An 18649-nucleotide genomic window follows, 5' to 3' on the forward strand; every position below is an offset into this window, starting at 1 on the left:
AAATTACCTTAAAGTTGCTGTTGTGTCACGCACATTTTTGAGTAAAACTTGTGTGGTTTTCGGCGGTAAAGGTAAAGTAATTTTTGTGGCTGGCTGTTGAGCCGTTGGCTTGATTTTTTGGTGAATAATGACAGCATCAGTCAATACAAACGGTTTAGGCATCATCCAGTCAGCTCTTTTCTTTAAGTTGAAATCCGGATGGTATAATAAGTTAAATGAGCTTTCTAGCAAATTCATGTTCAGAACTTCGTGCGCTGCTACATCAAATGAAAGCTCTAAAGGCTGATTGTTGACTACATAATAACTCAAAATGCGGGTGCTGTTGCGCTCATAAAAACTGCCTTTTTCTCCGGTTCTGTTTACGCCGTTTGCGCGCAAATGATGAATTTGAATTTTCTCGGGCGCAAAAATATCGTATCGATGCACCTTTCGGTTTGGGCTGATTTTTATCTGCAAGTATCGGCGATTATTTGCTGTAGAATCTTTTAAAAATTCAATAGTCGGACCCGGGATGTTCTTTTTCGGCGCAGGAGCAGAGAAAGTAAACGCAGCATCGTATTTACTGAACATATGTTGGGCGTTGAGCTCATTGGCTTTTGTAGGGTTTTGACCTAAATAGGTTTGTGTCCAAGGGTCTAAATTTTTATCATAAGTTCCCCAGAACGACTGATGTTTTTCATGATCTTGCCAGTAAACCAATGAGTTGGGTTTGGTTTTACCACGATGAAAATCAGATTGAGTGTGGGCCCAACCCATAAAGCCAATCGCAAATATGAAAAAAATAGCTGACCAAACAACTTTTTTCTGATATACAGCTAACAGGGGTAGCAATAAACCAAAAGTTAACATCAGTAAAACAGAACTTCCGGCCATTATTTTTAAGCCTAGACCTATTGGAAGTTGTGTAATGAGCGGTGCCAAAATCCACAAAATAGGCACAGAGAATAGCGCGTTGATTATCGTGTTGGTTCTTTGAGAAATTATAAAATAAGCCAACATGATCAGTCCGAAAAAAGTTGGAAAAATCAAAAAAGAAGCGCCGGGAAGATACAGCGCCAATGCCATATTAATGAAAACCCAAAAAGTAAGTGGGGCAATACTTTGGTTGAGGTGTTGGCCTACTGATTGAGTTCTGAAATATATCAAAAAAGCTACTGCCAAACTCAAGAAACTAAAAGCAGCCATGTATAAATGACCATTATAGGGAAATCCTTGTTGAATTTCTTGATATTGAGGATAAACCTTGAGCAACAACTGCCAACCCAAATAATTAATAAGCCCAACCAAAATAACCAATAAAGTAAACTTTAAAAAACCTTTGCCGATTTCTCTTCCAGTTAAAATGCGTTTTCCTAATCCGATAAAAATCAATACAGCTAAAAAAACCAAACCTCCGATGGCCAACGGAACATTCCAAGAAAAAGGATAGCTAAATAAACCTGCAGGAGTATTAAAGTAAACCGAGTCAGAATTTGAATTTAATTTTCCTAAATCAGCATTTGACAGATGATGTAGCAAAGGCATTAAGTAACTCCCTTGATGTGCTATGGTTTCGGGCGAAACATTTTCAAATGAATCTTGTGCCGTATGGTAATTAAAATGATTGTCAATGTACGCAAAATTGAACCCTTGAATTTTTCCTTGCTCGCGAAAAACAGTTAGGTCGGTATCGTTGGGAAGCATTTTGTAAATGCTATACATCAGCGAATTGGTGACCGGATATGATGGGTTACTTTGAATAAAGCCGTCAACCAGAGCAGTGTTTCCACGATTAACTTCCATCAGCATATAACTGGGGCCGCTGCTGCCACGTGCTTCAAAATTAATGGCTAAACCAACCTCTTTTGCCCATTTATGTTGGGTAACAAACAAAGCAGCTCCGTTGAGTCCGAGTTCTTCTGCATCCGAAAAGAGTATAATAATATCATTTTTGTGAGAAGTCTTTTGATTCAGAAATGCCCGAAGACCTTCAAGTATAGTTGCTACACCCGATGCGTCATCACAAGCTCCCAGCGAATATGAATGCGGAGCACTGTCATAATGCGATAAAAGCAAGAGCGCTTTTGAAGAATCTTTTCCGGGAATTCTAGCCAGTATATTCTTCGACCGAACTAAGTTGCCCCACTCAGTCAAGGTTGTTCCTTGCTGAACTTCTGGTTTGAGACCTAGTTTTTTGAGTTCGCCGATAAGGTATTGAGCTACTACTTCATGGTTCTGCGAACCTACAAAATGAGGTTTTTGAGCTATAACATTAATGTGTTCTAATGCTTTAGCTGTTGAGAATTCGTTTAGATTAGTAGAACTCGAAACCCACCTGGGCATCAAAGTTAAATAAAGAACAGCCAAGACAAGGCCTATCCAGAGACTTGCCCACAGAGATGCTCGGTTTTTTTTCATATCGGTTAAGTTTATTGGGTTTTCTGAACCAATTTCAACCAGCCGTTTTTCAAGAGCACATACCCTTGATCATAGACAAAAAAAACAGGTCCTTTCTTTGAGAGCCTCCAACCGGTAAAAAAATTAAAGTCAAATCCGCTTTCAACCAGCCGCATTCGACTGACTTTGTCATTTTCTTTTTGTTTCAACTCAGATAATAACCGATAATTTTTACGCAACTGATGATTGATGTTCCGCATTAAATTGTTGGTGTCTTTGTTGATTCGGTTGTTGTAGCTATTGCGACAGCTATCACTACAAAATTTTTTGTCCTCACGACCGATGACTCTTTCGTGGCATTCTAAACAAGTTTTCATGGCGTATAAAAATTTAACTCTTCAAAACTGTCGGGGCGATTGACTTTGCTGAAAAAAAGCAGTAGTCAAAACAGCTTCTAATAGTTTTAGGCTCAGCCAAATGTAAGAATTAATTTGTTTTGACAAGCAATTACAAACGACTACAATCGAAAATAAATACTTAATAACCGAATCGTTCAAAACCGAATTGTCAATTTTGGCTTACAGTTCTCACGGGCTGATTTACGTTATAATAACTTTAAATTTTTACACGCCATGAACGCATTAAGAAACAGAGTCCAATTAATTGGCAACATCGGAAATGACCCCGAAATTATGACTTTAGATTCCGGGAAGAAGCGCGCCAGAATTACCTTGGCCACGAACGAAAGCTACAAAAATGATAAAGGAGAAAAAATCACCGAAACCCAATGGCATAATCTGATTGCTTGGGGAAAACCTGCTGAACTCATTGAAAAGTACACCTCAAAAGGCACGCAAATAGCCGTCGAAGGAAAACTCACGCATCGCAGTTATGACGATAAAAATGGAGAGAAGAAATACGTCACAGAAGTTGTCTTAACCGATATGTTGTTGTTGGGCAAATAAGCCCTTTTACGGTGACTTGAGCTTTGAAAAAATTGGGTTATATAAGCCCAAGAACATCGGTGATTTTCTCAAGCGTTTTGAAGTTTGGATGCTCTACTTTGTGATGAATTTTTTCGTGTTCCCAGGTTGTATGAAACGGAATATGTACTGCATATCCACCAATAGCCAACACCGGAAGCACGTCAGATTTTAATGAATTTCCAATCATGAAAAATTCATGAGGTTCTATTTCAAGGCGCTTGAGTAATTTCTGGTAATTAATTTCTTGTTTGTCAGCCATCACTTCAATGTGGTGAAAATATGGCCCTAGACCTGAATCATGCAGTTTGCGCTGTTGGTCTTTAAGATCACCTTTGGTAGCGACTATGAGTTTGTATTTTCCCTCAAGTGCTTTCAAAGTGTCTTCAACGCCATCCAGTAATTCAATTGGTTTTTCAAGAAGTTCTTTGCCGTACTCTATGATTTTTTCGACAATTTCAATTGAAATAGTATTGTTCGAAATTTTCATCGCTGCTTCAATCATTGAAAGAATATAACCTTTGATTCCGTAGCCGTACAAGCTTAAATTGGCGATTTCGGTTTTCAAAAGCTCTTGTGACAAACCTTGTTGCGAAAGATAATCACTCATCAAGGCACAGAATTTTTGTTCTGTTTCCTGAAAATAAGGTTCATTGACAAACAAAGTGTCGTCGGCATCAAAGGCGATAACTTTTAGATTTTTCATTTCCATAAATGGCCGTTTATTTAATTGAAGGTTTCAAAAAATCATTTAAAGTGCTAGCTGATGGTTGCTCCGTTGTCAACTTCAGCATCCGGATTCACAAAAACCAATTTTCCGACAGCGTCTGAGGTCATCAAAATCATTCCTTGGCTATCAACGCCTCTGAGGTTTCTAGGTGCTAAATTAACCAGCACGGTTACTTTTTTTCCGACGACTTCTTCAGGCGAAAAGCTTTCGGCGATGCCCGAAACAATGGTGCGAACATCAATACCGGTATCTACTTTCAGGACCAAAAGTTTGTTGGCTTTGGGCATTTTTTCTGCTTCGAGAATGGTTCCTACACGGATGTCCATTTTGGCAAAATCGTCAAACGATACAAGTTCTTTTTGAGGTGTCATGGTTTTGTTTTGGCTAAGATTGGCAGTTTTGGTTGCTTCGAGTCGGTCAATTTGTTGCTGAATTTGCGCATCTTCAATTTGTGGAAACAAAATTTCGGCAACGCCCAGCTGATGACCAACTGCTAAAGATTCTGGTTTTTCGCTGATTGAATTCCAAGCAGGCACGATGGATAAATTCAGAATTTGATGCAATTTATCAGCAGTAAATGGCAAGAAAGGCTCGCTCAAAACGCGTAGAGTAGTGGCAATTTGCAAAGCCACATAAAGTTGTGTTTTTACACGCTCCGGATCAGTTTTGTATACTTTCCAAGGCTCTTCATCGGCGAGATATTTGTTGCCCAAACGCGCTACATTCATCAATTCACCCAGCGCTTCTCTGAATCTGTAGCGTTCAACAGAGCTGGCAATCACCGCCGGATAAGCTTTGAGTTCGTTCAAGGCTTGCTCGTCAGTTTCAGTAAATGCATTAGGTTGCGGAACAATTCCCTCAAAGTATTTATGTGTTAAAACCACCACGCGGTTGATGAAGTTTCCGTAAATGGCAGCCAATTCATTGTTGTTGCGCGCTTGAAAATCTTTCCAGGTAAAGTCATTGTCTTTGGTTTCGGGCGCATTAGCTGTTAGCGCATAGCGCAAAGCATCTTGTTGCCCCGGAAAGTCCAAAAGATATTCGTGTAGCCAAACCGCCCAGTTCTTTGAAGTTGAAAGTTTGTTGCCTTCTAAATTCAAAAACTCGTTGGCCGGAACATTATCGGGCAAAATGTAGCTGCCTTCAGCTTTGAGCATAGCCGGAAAAATCACACAGTGAAACACAATATTGTCTTTGCCAATAAAGTGTACCAGTTTGGTGTCGTTGCTTTTCCAATACGGTTCCCAATCTTTGCCGGTGCGAGCCGCCCATTCTTTGGTTGATGAGATATAACCAATCGGCGCATCAAACCAAACATAGAGCTTTTTGCCCTGGGCGCCTTCTACCGGAACATCAATGCCCCAATCTAAATCGCGGGTAACCGCTCTGGGTTTGAGACCATCGTCCAACCAAGATTTTACTTGACCATAAACGTTAGGCTTCCAATCGTTTTTGTGTCCTTGCAAAATCCATTCGCGCAAAAAAGCATCGTATTGATCTAGCGGCAAAAACCAGTGTTTGGTGGTTTTTAAAATAGGAGTTTCGCCGGTAATGGTTGATTTTGGGTTGATCAAATCAGTGGCATTAAGCGTTGAACCGCACTTTTCGCACTGATCGCCGTAGGCTTCTTCGTTGCTGCATTTCGGGCAAGTGCCGGTCACAAAGCGATCAGCCAAGAATTGTCCGGCTTTGGCATCGAATAATTGTTCGGTTTCTTCTTCGATGAATTTGCCTTCGTCGTAGAGTTTTCTGAAAAATTCAGAAGCCGTTTTATGGTGAATCTCGGCCGATGTGCGCGAGTAATTGTCAAATGAAATACCAAAATCAACAAACGATTGACGAATAATTCCGTCGTATTTGTCAATCACCTCTTGTGGGCTAATGCCTTCTTTGCGCGCTTTCATTGAAATGGCCACGCCGTGTTCGTCGCTTCCGCAGATAAACGCCACATCTTTATCTTGCAAACGCAAGTAGCGGGCATATATATCGGATGGAACATAAACGCCCGCCAAGTGTCCAATATGGATGGGCCCGTTGGTGTAAGGCAAAGCGGCTGTGATGGTGTATCGTTTTGGATTTTGTATCATGTGTCGGAATAATTGTCCGCAAAATTACATTTTTTACGAATAGCTTTCTTTTGAAATAAAGAGCTTTTTTGAATGAATAAGAGTACTATTTTCTGTGCTCAATAATGTAATTAATACCACGTTTTAAGCCTTCAAAATATTTTTTCTGATCAAATAAAGGCAAAATATTTTTACGTTGAACGATACGATGATCATCAGCTGAAAAGTGATTGCCGCTTCGTAAACCATAATTGATGTCAACATATTTTCGTTTTTTTGAGACAACCATTAAAACATCATCAAAAGTCTGTAGGTTGTATCCGAGTTTTGGTACTAAACAAGCATAATTATGGAATTTTAAAGAATGAGCTTTTGGGCTATCTTCAATAATTATAATAATTTTTGTGTTGGTTTTGTTAAAATAATTTGAAACTATTGCTTCAAGATTATTCCTTTCTTCATCAGTTAGGAAGTTGCAATAGTCATTCACAAAACCTTTTCTTTCGGGTAAATTACAAGTTTCTAGCGACCCTGATGGTTCACATATGGATGGTACAGATTTACATTCCCAAAAGAGAGGAACAATCAAAACTAAAATAAAGGCGTTTATATATTTCATGTAAGCGGCATTGATTTTAAAATTGAAATTTAATAAAATATTGTTTTGATAAAGGTCTTAATTAGTGAACAATCTGTTTGCGACTAAATATTATTTATTCAAAAATGCTATAATGTATACATTTGTCATGCTTGAATCACGTGCAATGAAGAAAAATAAAAGTTTGTTGATACTTGTCGTAGGACTTTTTATGGTTCATAATTTATATTCACAACGAAAAATGATCACACCTGAATTTTTACAAAAAGGCGATACCATTGGCATTTTGGCCACCGCCCGAAAAATAGACGAAACAGCCCTGAAGCCGGCCATCAAAATACTTGAATACTGGGGATTACATGTGGTTTTAGGTAAAACCATCGGCAAAGAAGATCATCAATTGGCTGGGCCGGATTGGTTGCGCGCCGAAGATTTTCAGCAAATGATGGATAACCCGAAAATCAAAGCTATTCTTGGTGCGAAAGGCGGTTACGGAACGGTTCGGATGGTTGATCGCATTGATTTTTCGCGCTTCAAACAAAAGCCCAAATGGGTCATAGGCTTTAGCGATATGACCGTATTGCACAGCCACATCAACCAAATGGGCATTGAAACCTTGCATGCGATTATGGCGCAAAGCTTTGAGAAAGCCAGCCCAGAAGCTCTTGAAAGTTTGCGAAAAGGACTGTTCGGAGAACCTTTGAAATATAAAATTCCAGCGCATCCGTTTAACCACAAAGGTAGCGCAAAAGGTGAACTCGTGGGCGGAAACTTATCGGTGATTTACAGCATCATCGGCTCAAAATCAGCGCTTGATTACAAAGGGAAAATCTTGTTCATTGAAGATTTAGACGAGTATCTTTATCATATTGACCGCATGATGATGAACCTCAAGCGCAATGGTTATTTTGACGGACTCAAAGCAGTAATTGTGGGCGGAATGACCAGCATGAATGACAACGAAATTCCGTGGGGCAAAGACGCACTCGAGATTATTCAAGATGTACTCAAAGACACTAAAATTCCGGTGATTTATAACTTTCCGGCCGGGCATATCAAAGACAATCGAGCGCTCATTTTGGGCAAAACGGTTCAAGTCAACGCAACTGATTCTGGTGCTGAGGTTACTTTTATGTAAATGTCATGGCGCAGCACAACCAACTCGGAAAAGAAGGCGAGCAAAGAGCTGCAGCTTATCTCGAAGAAAAGGGGTATCAAATTCTTGAAACCAATTGGTATTACCAAAAGGCTGAAGTAGATATTATTGCTCAAAAAGGTTCAACTTTGGCGGTAGTTGAAGTCAAAACGCGCTCGAGTGTTGATTTTGGTTTACCGCATGAATTTGTCAAACCGCAAAAAATCAAATTGCTCACCCAAGCCATCGATGCTTATGTTCGCAATGGTAATTTGGACGTTGAGGTTCGCTTTGACATCATTTCTATTCACAAAAAAGCTAATGAGTTCATCATGGAGCATTTAGAAGATGCTTTTTTTCATTTTTGAGGATAAAACCAGTTTGAACCTGACTACTTAATTACTACATTTGAAAAAAAAATCTACTATGAAAAAACTATTGACTTTGGGTCTTTTGGTTTTTGCGACCACGTTGTTTGCTCAGAAAAAAGTAGCGCAAAAGGTGCAAGAACTTATATCTCGAAATGAAACTTTCCCTTTGTATTCGATACTTTCAGAATCGAATCTTCCACTATCGGCAGATGCCAAAAAAACAGTAGACAAAGCCAGTATGGCTGAGTTGCAATTGGATGTTTTGCATCAGTTGATGACCGATCACAAAAACACACTTGAAATTACCGTTCCGTATCAGCAAAAAAGCATCACGTTGCAAATGTATCGAGCAGATGTTTTGGCCGAAGGTTTTCACGTAGATACGCCAACACAACGAAATATAGGTTACGCTCCGGGTTTGTATTACCGAGGAATCATTAAAGGCGATCAAAACTCATTGGTGGCCTTTAGTTTTTTCAACGATGAATTATACGGAGTGATTTCAGCTGAGGGCATCGGAAACATCGTGGTGGCTAAAATTCGCAAGCAAAACAATACCTCAAATTACTTGGTTTATTCAGATGCGGAGCTTAAAATCAATCACAATTTCAATTGTCACACCCGTGATAATACCGAGACAACCACAACCACCGCCGATCGTTCGAATAGTGCTTTAAGTCAAAGATGTGTGACTATTTATTTTGAAGTCGACAATGATTTATACCAAGACAACAACAGCAATTCGACAACTACAACCAACTGGATGACCGCGGTGTTCAACAACGTACAAACTATATACAGTAATGACGGTATCACCACGGCGATTAAGTCTATTTACATTTGGACAACTGCCGATCCGTATGATGGCATCGGAACATCATCCTCAGATTATTTGTTCAAATTCAATGAAGTCAGACCCGTTTTTGATGGTGATTTAGGCCAATTGGTAGGCCGTGATGACGGAGGATTGGGCGGAGTAGCTGTGGGTATCAACGGAATTTGCACGCAAGACAATTTTAGTTATTCAGATTTGTCAATTGATTACAATACTGTGCCCGTATTTTCGTGGACCATTGAAGTGATTACCCATGAGTTAGGGCATTTGATGGGTTCACCGCACACACATGCCTGCGTTTGGAATGGCAACAATACAGCTATTGACGGTTGTGGCCCAACGGCCAATTCGAGTTATGCCGAAGGTAGTTGTGATACGGGTCCTGTTCCATCCAATTCAGTTAAAGGAACCATTATGAGTTATTGTCATTTACTCAATGTCGGGATTAATTTCTCTAACGGATTTGGTCCACAACCTGCAGCGCGTATTCTTGGGAAAGTTAATGGCGGAACGTGCTTAAGTACTGATTGTATTAACACTTGCATCAATACTGTTTCAAGTATTTCTACTACAAATGTTACCAGCGGAACGGCTCAAATTACTTGGGTTGACAATTCAGGAACCACCAATTGGCAAGTAGCTGTAACACCTTTTACAAGTACCAATATTATTTGGAATAACGTGAGTACACCATCATACAGTGCTGCCGGATTGTCATCAAATGTATACTACAAAGTGCGCGTGCGTCCGATATGTTCGGGCGGTTTGTTTGCGCCAGATGAAAAAGCCATTGTAATTACCGGAGCCAATTATTGTAGTGGTGTTGCGATCACTGATACAGGAGGAAGTAACGATGATTATGAAGATTCAGAATCTTACATCAGAACGATTATTCCGAATTTACCCAACAAAAAAATCCGCTTGACATTTACTGAATTCGATCTCGAGCAAGATTATGATTATTTGTATGTCTACGACGGAAATTCAACCAGCGCTAATGATTTGAGTGGAGGAGGTTTCACCGGCAATAGTATTCCTGGGCCATTTGTTTCATCAGCAGCTGATGGTTCGTTGACGATTAAATTCTACTCTGACGGAGGTGTTACAGCAGCAGGTTACCAAGCGAATATTGCATGTGAGAATGCTTTAGGGAATAATGTTTTTGAATCAGATATTGATTTTACTTATTGGCCCAATCCGGTCAAAGGGAATTTGAATATTTCGGCCCGACTCAACTTAAGTGAAGTTATGGTACACAACCTTGAAGGTCGTTTGATGTTTCAAAAACAAATCAACAAACCCGATGCGCAAGTTGATTTATCCACATTTGCTCGCGGAACCTATTTCTTTACGCTTAAATTCGGCGACCGCGAGGCTCATTTTAAAGTGATCAAAAATTAAACATCAGCCACTCTTCGGAGTGGTTTTTTTATGCTTATGAAACGAAAATTATTGCTTTTGCACGGAGCCTTGGGCAGTTCGGCTTATTTCAAACTGTTGGCATCTATTTTAGAAGAACATTACGATATTCTTACGCTCGATTTTTCAGGCCATGGCTCAAAAAAGTTCTCTCAAAAAGGTTTCTCAATTGAAGTTTTTGCGCAAGAAGTTTTTGCGTTTTTAGAAGAAAAGGCCATTGAAAAAATAGATATTTTCGGTTATAGCATGGGCGGATACGTGGCTGTTTATTTAGCACACAAACATCCTGAAAAAGTGGCTAAGATTTTTACTTTGGGCACCAAATGGGATTGGAATCCGGAGAGTTCTGAGCGCGAAGCTCAAATGCTCAACCCTGAAATTGTCATCGAAAAAGTTCCGAAATGGGCGCAAAGTTTAAAAGAACTTCACGGAGAAAATTGGCCTGAATTGATGCAAAAAACCGCACAAATGATGTTAGAAATGGGCCAAAACCCGCCACTAAATCCATCGCAAATGGAGCAAATTCTGACGCCGGTTTTACTCACCATCGGTGATAAAGATCAAATGGTAAGCATTGATGAAACGCGTCACATCAGTCATCTTTTGCCTCATGCGCAATGCATCGTGCTCAAAGATATTCCGCATTCTATTGAACAAATTGACGCTGCTTTTTTAGCCGAAAGTATCCACCATTTTTTCTGATTACTGAGCCATCAGCTCGATGAGTTCGAGTGCTCTTCGGATGGATTTTACGTTTTCAAAAGTAATCAGCAAGCGCAAGCCTGAAGCGGTTTGCTTTTCTTTCATGCGACACAGTTGACCTTGTTTTTGCACAAACTGCAATACTTTGTGAAACTGCGCCGAAGTGTAGTAATCACTTTGCTGATCCGAAACAAAATAACCGATCATTTTACCTTGCTTGAGCACGAGTTTTTCAATACCCAAGTGAGTAGCTAACCATTTTATTTTGATGCTTGACAACAGCGAAACTGCTGGTTTAGGAAGCGGTCCGAAGCGGTCAATGAGTTTGTTTTCGTAGGTTTTGAGCTCGTCTTCGTTTTTAATCTGACTTAATTCGTTGTACAAATTCAAGCGCTCTGAAATATTGTTGATGTATTCATCGGGAAAGAGCAACTCAAAATCAGTGTCAATTTGCATGTCTTTGACGTAGTCTTTCTCAGCGGTTTGTTCAGACTCATACAATTCCTTGAACTCATTTTCTTTGAGTTCTTCAATGGCCTCGTTCATGATTTTCTGGTAGGTTTCGAAACCGATTTCATTGATAAAACCGCTTTGTTCTCCGCCGAGTAAATCACCCGCACCGCGAATTTCAAGATCTTTCATGGCAATGTTAAAACCACTGCCAAGTTCGCTGTATTGTTGCAAAGCATGAATACGTTTGCGCGCGTCTTCAGTCATGACCGAGAACGGCGGACAGATGAAATAGCAGAAGGCCTTTTTGTTGCTTCGGCCCACACGACCGCGCATCTGATGCAAATCAGAAAGCCCGAAGTTATTGGCGTTATTGATAAAAATGGTATTGGCATTCGGCACGTCCAGACCGCTTTCAATAATGGTGGTGGATACCAAAACATCAAATTCTCCGGTCATAAAGGCGAGCATGAGTTCTTCAAGTTTACTGCCGTCCATTTGTCCATGGCCCACGCCTATACGCGCATCGGGCACCAAACGCTGAATCATACCGGCGACTTCTTTGATGTTTTCAATGCGGTTGTTGATAAAAAAGACTTGGCCGTTGCGTTGAATTTCATACGATATAGCATCGCGAATCAGCTCTTCATTAAAACCCACCACACTGGTTTCAATTGGGTAACGATTTGGCGGCGGCGTTGAAATAACCGATAAATCACGCGCAGCCATCAGCGAAAATTGTAGCGTTCTCGGAATCGGCGTGGCCGTCAAAGTCAACGTATCCACATTGGCCGCAATGGTTTTGAGTTTGTCTTTGACATTAACACCAAACTTTTGCTCTTCATCTACAATGAGCAATCCCAAATCTTTAAACTGTACATTTTTATTGACCATTTGATGCGTGCCAATCAAGATGTCGAGTTTGCCTTCGGCAAGTTGTTGCAGCGTTTCGGTTTTTTGTTTGGCGGTTCTAAATCGGTTCAAATAACCAATGGTCAACGGCATATCTTTGAGTCGATCCGAAAAAGTTCTAAAATGCTGATACGCCAAAATGGTGGTCGGAACCAAAACAGCCACTTGTTTTCCGTTGTCAACGGCTTTAAAAGCAGCGCGAATGGCCACTTCGGTTTTGCCGAATCCAACATCGCCACAAACCAAACGATCCATAGGGCGATCACTTTCCATATCGGCTTTGACTTCTTGTGTTGCCTTGAGCTGATCAGGCGTGTCTTCATATATAAACGAGCTTTCGAGTTCGGCCTGCATATAGCTGTCGGGCGCATAGCGATGGCCTTTTTCGAGTTTGCGCTTGGCATACAACTGAATCAAATTAAAGGCAATATGCTTGACGCGCGCCTTGGTTTTTTGCTTGAGCGCTTTCCAGGCACTCGAACCGAGTTTGTAGATTTTGGGCGGAGCACCATCTTTCCCGTTGTATTTTGAAATTTTGTGCAGCGAATGAATGCTCACATACACAATATCGTTGTCGGCATAGACCAATTTGATGGCTTCTTGGGTTTTGCCTTCGACTTGAATTTTTTGTAAACCGCCAAATTTTCCGATGCCGTGGTCAATATGCGTTACATAATCGCCCACCGACAAAGTGTTGAGTTCTTTGAGCGTGATGGTTTGCTTTTTGGCGTAACCGTTTTTGATGCTGAACTTATGGTAGCGCTCAAAAATCTGATGGTCAGTATAACAAGCCAATTGGTTTTCATCATCAATAAAACCTTGGTATAAAGGCAAATTAATCGTGTGATATTGTCGGCTTGACAAGCTCTGACCTTCGTCTTCGAGGCTTTCAAAAATATCGTGAAAACGCTTTTCTTGCGAAGTATTGCTGCAGAACAAATAATTCTTATATCCATTAAAATGCAACTCGCTCAAATCGTTCAAAAGCAAATCAAATTGTTTGTTGAACGAAGGTTGCGGTCGTTGCAAGAATTCAAACATTTTAGCTGCCGAAAAAACCGTTTCATGACTGAGTTCAACCGCCGAAAAATCAAATATTTGTTTGATGATTGCGCTTCCGTTCAAAAATATTTTCTCGGGTTCTACTTGTTGAATCGTGGCGTCAAGGCTTTGAAAAATCTCGCTGGCTTTGTCAAATAACTTATCGAGTTTTGAAGACAACAGCTGCGTGTTTTGTATCCAAATAACCGTGTTGGGTTCTATATATTGCAGAAAACTCTCGCGCAATTCTTGGAAGAATTTGTTCTCGACATTCGGAATAATGGCAATCTTTTTTTTCTTTTCAACCGACAATTGCGTTTCAACATCAAAGGTTCGGATGCTGTCTACTTCATTGCCAAAAAACTCAATGCGGTACGGATGATCGTTTGAGAATGAAAACACATCAATGATACCGCCGCGCACCGAAAATTCGCCGGGTTCGCTGATAAAATCTACGCGTTTAAATTCGTATTCAAACAAAACTTCGTTGATGAATTCAATTGAAATTTGATCGCCGACCGCTACTTTAAGGGTGTTTTTGTCGAGTTCTTTTTTGGTCACGACTTTTTCAAATAAGGCTTCAGGATAGGTGACCATCAGCGCCGGTTTTTTGCGAGAATTGATGCGGTTGAGCACCTCGGCACGCAACAGCACATTGGCGTTGTCGGTTTCTTCTATTTGATAAGGTCGACGATACGAACCCGGATAAAAAAGCACATCTTCTTCAGAGAGCATTTGTTCCAGATCGTTGAGGTGATAAGCGGCTTCTTCTTTGTCGTTTAAAATCAGTAAAAAAGGTCGATTACTTTGTTTGAAGACCGATTGAACCACGAGTGACAAGCCCGAACCCACCAAGCCTTTTACCTGCAATTTACTGCGGTCAAGGTTGAGGTTTTCACTGATTTGCTTGGCTTTTACCGAAGCGTCAAAAATCTGAATAACGCTGTTGTTGCTCAATAGAATAGGCTTTTATTGGGTGGCTAAATCCGGAATGGCGCGCGAAGGATCTTGCATCATGAGAATATCTGATTCGCCTTCTTCGAGCGGGATTTTGCTTTTTTGGACAATTTCATTCATTTCGCGATAGAGTGCAGACCAAGCAGCATCGGCATCGGCTACCAAAGTGCTGATTTTTTTAGCCGGAATCTCGCGAATATTGAGGTATAAATTGATTTGATTGATTTTGGTGGTGAGCGCTGCAATACGCGATTTTACCTCGGGTTTATCAAATTCTGCTGGAATACTTTTGCTCAGTTCAAGTGCTTTTTTAGACAAACTTTTGGCTTTTTTCTGAAACCCGCCAATTGAACTGCCCGGCGTTTGCATGATTTCAGAGTTGAATTGTCTGAGTTCAGACCAATTGCGCAACATGTTCTGCGTGTCAGAGCGCAAAGCAGGCGTGTGAAAATGCCAGCCGTTTTTGATTTCATTCAAAACCAAGGTGCGGGCCTGAAGTGCTTTTTGCTGCTGAATCAATTCATGCTCATCGGTTTGCTGACAAGCCGATGTTAGAACCAACAGACACAAAACCAAGAGGTGTTTTAAATTCATCATTGTATTATTGAGTCGCAAATTTACAAAGGTAAACTGAAAGAAATTCAACTGATTATTGTTTGTGTTGTGTTTTTGTGCATTAATTACCATTTTCAGCCGCTCAAATTGCTTTATCTTTACACACAAATCGAAAACAAATGAACACAAAAATACTGATTATTGGCGCTTGCGGACAGATCGGAACTGAACTGACCATGCGATTGAGAAACCTTTACGGAATTGAAAATGTCGTAGCTTCAGATATTCGAAAACTCAACAACGAAATCGTCAACAACGGTATTTTTGAAGTAGTCAACGCGCTTGATTACAACCAAATCGAACATCTTATTGAGCAATATCAGATTACCGATGTGTATTTGATGGCAGCTTTATTATCAGCCACAGCCGAAAAAAACCCAGCCTTTGCTTGGGATTTGAATATGAATTCGCTTTTTCACGTGCTCAATTTGGCCAAAGCCGGAAAAATCAAAAAAATATTTTGGCCTTCGAGCATTGCGGTTTTTGGCCCGACCACGCCCAAAGAAAACACCCCACAATACACCATTATGGAACCGACCACGGTATACGGCATTTCTAAGCAAACCGGTGAGCGTTGGTGCGAGTATTATCATCATCAATACGGTGTGGATGTGCGCAGCATTCGGTATCCGGGCTTGATTAGCTGGACCACTGAACCCGGTGGCGGAACCACAGATTACGCTGTGGATATTTACCACAAAGCTTTAAAACAAGGAACTTTTGAGTGTTTTTTATCTGAAAATTCAAAACTTCCGATGATGTATATGGACGATGCGATTCGCGCAACCATTGAAATCATGCAGGCACCGAGCGAGCAGATTAAAATTCGCTCATCGTATAATTTGGCAGGTGTTAGTTTTACTCCGGCTGAGGTTGCGGAGGATATCCAAAAACATCTTTCGAACTTTAGCATTACTTATAAACCGGATTTTCGTCAGAAAATAGCCGACAGTTGGCCGGCAAGCATTGATGACAGTTCTGCACGCCAAGATTGGAATTGGAAGCACAGCTTTGATTTATCAGCCATTACCGAAGAAATGCTGCGCAATTTGAAATAAAAAAACCGCCTTGTTTGAAGACGGTTTGATATGAAAGATTTTTTTGATTTATGGCGCTTGAACAATCGGGCTTCTAAGCGATTCAAGTACAGCAACCACATCTGCATATAGCTCTGTATTGGCCGCCACACCGTTGGCCTGAGCCGCCGCTCCTACATAACCTTCAAATTTGTCGTAATCGGCATTGGTAGATTTGACGCCCATTCTTGGGTTCGTGGCCGGATTATGTGCATCTACCATGTTTTTTCCTTCGTATTTGTTTACAGCATTGGTTCCGCCGGTATTGTACGAAAAGAAATCCGTTAAATTATCTGTCAAAACGGCTAGATTGGTGGTGTTTCCGGCGCCAACTTCGGCCAAAAGCGGCGAGAAATGAGCGCTTAAATTACCGGGAGCCCCAGCCTGAATGTCGGCAACAATAAGTTGCACGGTTGAATTAACTACTTTTCGGTAGCTCAATCTTCCGGCCTCAATCATGGTTCCGGTGGGTGCATCCGGATCTTGAACGAGCGTTGTTCCGCCTAATCGTTGGTAAATAGAAGGTTTTGAAGGTGTTGATTCGTCGTCATCCTTGCTGCATGCAGTGAGCGAGATGCACAATATAGACAAACCCAAAAGCAAAAAATTTGATTGTTTTTTCATGATTTTGAATGTTTAGTGATTAAATATATTGGTGAACTATTTTAGATAACTCATAATAAAAACCCTCTTTTTTCATCGCCGGGCAAACTTGTTTGGATGATAAAGCAGTATTTACTTCAAATCTTTGTGCTTTGTAATCGCCTTTTTGCATGAGTTCGGCGAAGACTTTTTTGGAGTCAGCAATGCGATTGTCATGAAAATAAACAACCACATTTTTTTTGACCAAAACATCTTTTTTGACACCGGGTATTGATTCGATTTTTTGACGAATTTCTACTGCGCCAATTGAGTCGAACGGCTTTTCAAAATCAATGCGACTGATTTGAATTGTAGCATTTTCAGGAGGTTTTACCAAGGCAATATGAATCACCAATGCGCAAAATAAAAGCAAGCCGGTTCCTGTAAGCCCTAGAAGGACTAGTTTGATTTTCTTTTTCATTTTCTAAGTTTTTATTTTGTAAAAACCGCCTGCCATCATTCAAATGACAGGCGGGAGCAAATCTAACATTGTGTTAGAAATCCAGGGTTTTCATGATGCAGTGATTCTGCGGTTTTAGTTTTATAAAGCTGCCCTGACAGCTATCTTAGGTCGGGTTGATTGGGAAAAAGGGTGTTGTTGAATACTATTAATTTCAAATGTTGATTAAAACGGATCTCGAATAGCAACGGCCAAATGATGAAATTTTCCTTTGGCTTCAAGACGAGCAAGTTGTACACTTGATATGTCATTGATATGAATTTTCCGGGCATTGTATTTACCTGTTGAACATAATTTTTGAATAATTTCTTCTTTGTTACAACTTTGTGAATCGTGAAAACAAACCATAGAATTATTACAGATGATAATGTCTCGGCCCATACCTGGAATTGATTGCATCAACATTTTTATTTCTATTTTATCTGCTGAGCTCAGTGGTTTTTGAAATTCAAATTTGCTGATTTCAAGTTGACTTTTATCAAGCGGTTGACTCATTGCAAAATGCGTGAGTAAAACAATCAGTAGCATCAGCGATACTCCAAGAGCGGCGACCAATGTGATTTCAATTTTTTTTCGAAGTTTCATGGCATTTAGATTTAGGTTGTTTTGGCCATGTACGCAACAACAACAAAAGTGGTTTTAAAAAAAGCAAAAAAAATCCTGCTGTAAGGGAGCAGGATGTTCGTTGTGCCAATGGTTTGGGTTATTTTGAAGCTTTAAGTTGTTTCATTTGTTCGTCTTCAATAAGTGTTTTGACTTTGACTACTGCGTCAATATTATCGTTCGGAATGGTGGTTGAAAGCACATAATGCATGATTTTCCAATTATTCCCAACTTTTTGCAATACACCTGAGCCGCGACAAATTTTCATCCAAGTATCCAAGAGTTCATCAAACCAAGCTGTTTTTTCGTCAGCACTCAGATAAATATGTCTTTGAAAAGGTTTAAAATCCCAGGCTTTTCCTTTGTCAAAATAAGGTTTGGCAAAAGCTTGAAATTGCTTTTTGTTCCAGTTTTCGGTGGCGTCGGTTCCGATAAAAATCCCTTCATCTGCCATAGCCCCAAAATAAGCCTCGCCATTAGCAACCGCGGCGTCTTTATGCCACTGATTGAGTAAAGCGTCAATCTCGGAAGTAGTTTTATTTTGGGCCCAAAGGAAGCTGTTGGAATTTAAAATCACCAGACATAAAAAAAATAAGTTTTTCATAAAGTTATATTTGTTTTTTTATAAAGTAAATAATCTTCGGGTTTGTCAACATCGATGTGAATTTAGTTTGCTTA

At 40.3% G+C, this 18649-nt stretch carries 17 protein-coding genes; 6 read left to right on the forward strand and 11 right to left on the reverse strand.

Annotation, left to right across the window (positions count from 1 at the left end):
- Positions 1-3: 3 nt before the first annotated feature.
- Both KIH23_RS09880 and KIH23_RS09885 read right to left on the reverse strand, forming a co-directional pair.
- Positions 4-2397 (reverse strand): M20/M25/M40 family metallo-hydrolase, encoded by a 2394-nt coding sequence (locus KIH23_RS09880; RefSeq protein WP_213213322.1) that lies wholly within the window; start codon positions 2395-2397, stop codon positions 4-6.
- A gap of 11 nt (positions 2398-2408) precedes the next feature.
- Positions 2409-2753, reverse strand: a complete 345-nt coding sequence (locus KIH23_RS09885; protein WP_213213323.1) for a hypothetical protein — start codon at positions 2751-2753, stop codon at positions 2409-2411.
- 255 nt (positions 2754-3008) lie between these two features.
- On the opposite strand from KIH23_RS09885, the gene KIH23_RS09890 reads away from it, so the two are divergent.
- The gene (locus tag KIH23_RS09890) at positions 3009-3341 is read left to right on the forward strand and encodes a single-stranded DNA-binding protein (protein WP_213213324.1); all 333 of its coding nucleotides are present in this window, start codon (positions 3009-3011) and stop codon (positions 3339-3341) included.
- Between the two features lie 37 nt (positions 3342-3378).
- On the opposite strand, the gene KIH23_RS09895 is transcribed toward KIH23_RS09890, so the two are convergent.
- The 3 genes from KIH23_RS09895 to KIH23_RS09905 all read right to left on the reverse strand — a co-directional run bounded on the left by KIH23_RS09895 (position 3379) and on the right by KIH23_RS09905 (position 6774).
- Entirely contained in the window at positions 3379-4065 is a 687-nt protein-coding gene (locus tag KIH23_RS09895) for an HAD family hydrolase (RefSeq protein WP_213213325.1), read from the reverse strand.
- 53 nt (positions 4066-4118) lie between these two features.
- A complete protein-coding gene (gene metG / locus KIH23_RS09900) occupies positions 4119-6176 on the reverse strand; it encodes a methionine--tRNA ligase (RefSeq protein WP_213213326.1) in 2058 nt (685 codons plus the stop codon).
- Positions 6177-6261: 85 nt separating this feature from the next.
- Entirely contained in the window at positions 6262-6774 is a 513-nt protein-coding gene (locus tag KIH23_RS09905; RefSeq protein ID WP_213213327.1) for a TPM domain-containing protein, read from the reverse strand.
- Positions 6775-6886: 112 nt separating this feature from the next.
- Between KIH23_RS09905 and KIH23_RS09910 the strand changes: the two genes are divergently transcribed.
- From KIH23_RS09910 to KIH23_RS09925, 4 genes are read left to right on the forward strand one after another with little or no spacing between them, the layout of a single operon-like run.
- Complete coding sequence (locus tag KIH23_RS09910) at positions 6887-7891, forward strand: LD-carboxypeptidase (RefSeq protein WP_317197035.1); 1005 nt, start codon at positions 6887-6889, stop codon at positions 7889-7891.
- A gap of 5 nt (positions 7892-7896) precedes the next feature.
- Positions 7897-8256, forward strand: a complete 360-nt coding sequence (locus tag KIH23_RS09915; RefSeq protein WP_213213328.1) for a YraN family protein — start codon at positions 7897-7899, stop codon at positions 8254-8256.
- Between the two features lie 58 nt (positions 8257-8314).
- Positions 8315-10495 carry a M12 family metallo-peptidase gene (locus KIH23_RS09920; RefSeq protein ID WP_213213329.1) on the forward strand — a complete coding sequence of 727 codons (2181 nt, stop codon included), beginning with the start codon at positions 8315-8317 and terminating at the stop codon, positions 10493-10495.
- A gap of 36 nt (positions 10496-10531) precedes the next feature.
- Positions 10532-11215 carry an alpha/beta fold hydrolase gene (locus tag KIH23_RS09925; protein WP_213213330.1) on the forward strand — a complete coding sequence of 228 codons (684 nt, stop codon included), beginning with the start codon at positions 10532-10534 and terminating at the stop codon, positions 11213-11215.
- Here the strand turns inward: KIH23_RS09925 and mfd are convergent, their stop codons facing one another.
- Positions 11216-14575 carry a transcription-repair coupling factor gene (mfd, locus tag KIH23_RS09930; protein ID WP_213213331.1) on the reverse strand — a complete coding sequence of 1120 codons (3360 nt, stop codon included), beginning with the start codon at positions 14573-14575 and terminating at the stop codon, positions 11216-11218.
- Positions 14576-14587: 12 nt separating this feature from the next.
- Positions 14588-15220, reverse strand: a complete 633-nt coding sequence (locus tag KIH23_RS09935; protein WP_213213332.1) for a hypothetical protein — start codon at positions 15218-15220, stop codon at positions 14588-14590.
- 89 nt (positions 15221-15309) lie between these two features.
- Here KIH23_RS09935 and KIH23_RS09940 point away from each other — a divergent pair, with 89 nt between their 5' ends.
- Complete coding sequence (locus KIH23_RS09940) at positions 15310-16248, forward strand: L-threonine 3-dehydrogenase (protein WP_213213333.1); 939 nt, start codon at positions 15310-15312, stop codon at positions 16246-16248.
- 48 nt (positions 16249-16296) lie between these two features.
- On the opposite strand, the gene KIH23_RS09945 is transcribed toward KIH23_RS09940, so the two are convergent.
- The 4 genes from KIH23_RS09945 to KIH23_RS09960 all read right to left on the reverse strand — a co-directional run bounded on the left by KIH23_RS09945 (position 16297) and on the right by KIH23_RS09960 (position 18575).
- Positions 16297-16890, reverse strand: coding sequence for a hypothetical protein (locus tag KIH23_RS09945; RefSeq protein WP_213213334.1), 594 nt, complete (start codon positions 16888-16890; stop codon positions 16297-16299).
- A 19-nt stretch (positions 16891-16909) separates the two neighbouring features.
- The gene (locus KIH23_RS09950; protein ID WP_213213335.1) at positions 16910-17329 is read right to left on the reverse strand and encodes a hypothetical protein; all 420 of its coding nucleotides are present in this window, start codon (positions 17327-17329) and stop codon (positions 16910-16912) included.
- A gap of 204 nt (positions 17330-17533) precedes the next feature.
- Complete coding sequence (locus tag KIH23_RS09955; RefSeq protein WP_213213336.1) at positions 17534-17953, reverse strand: hypothetical protein; 420 nt, start codon at positions 17951-17953, stop codon at positions 17534-17536.
- Between the two features lie 118 nt (positions 17954-18071).
- Positions 18072-18575: a nuclear transport factor 2 family protein gene (locus tag KIH23_RS09960; protein ID WP_213213337.1), complete on the reverse strand. Its 504-nt coding sequence runs from the start codon at positions 18573-18575 to the stop codon at positions 18072-18074.
- Positions 18576-18649 lie beyond the last annotated feature (74 nt).

Source organism: Flavobacterium sp. CYK-55 (genome assembly GCF_018413465.1).
Lineage (GTDB): Bacteria > Bacteroidota > Bacteroidia > Flavobacteriales > Flavobacteriaceae > Flavobacterium.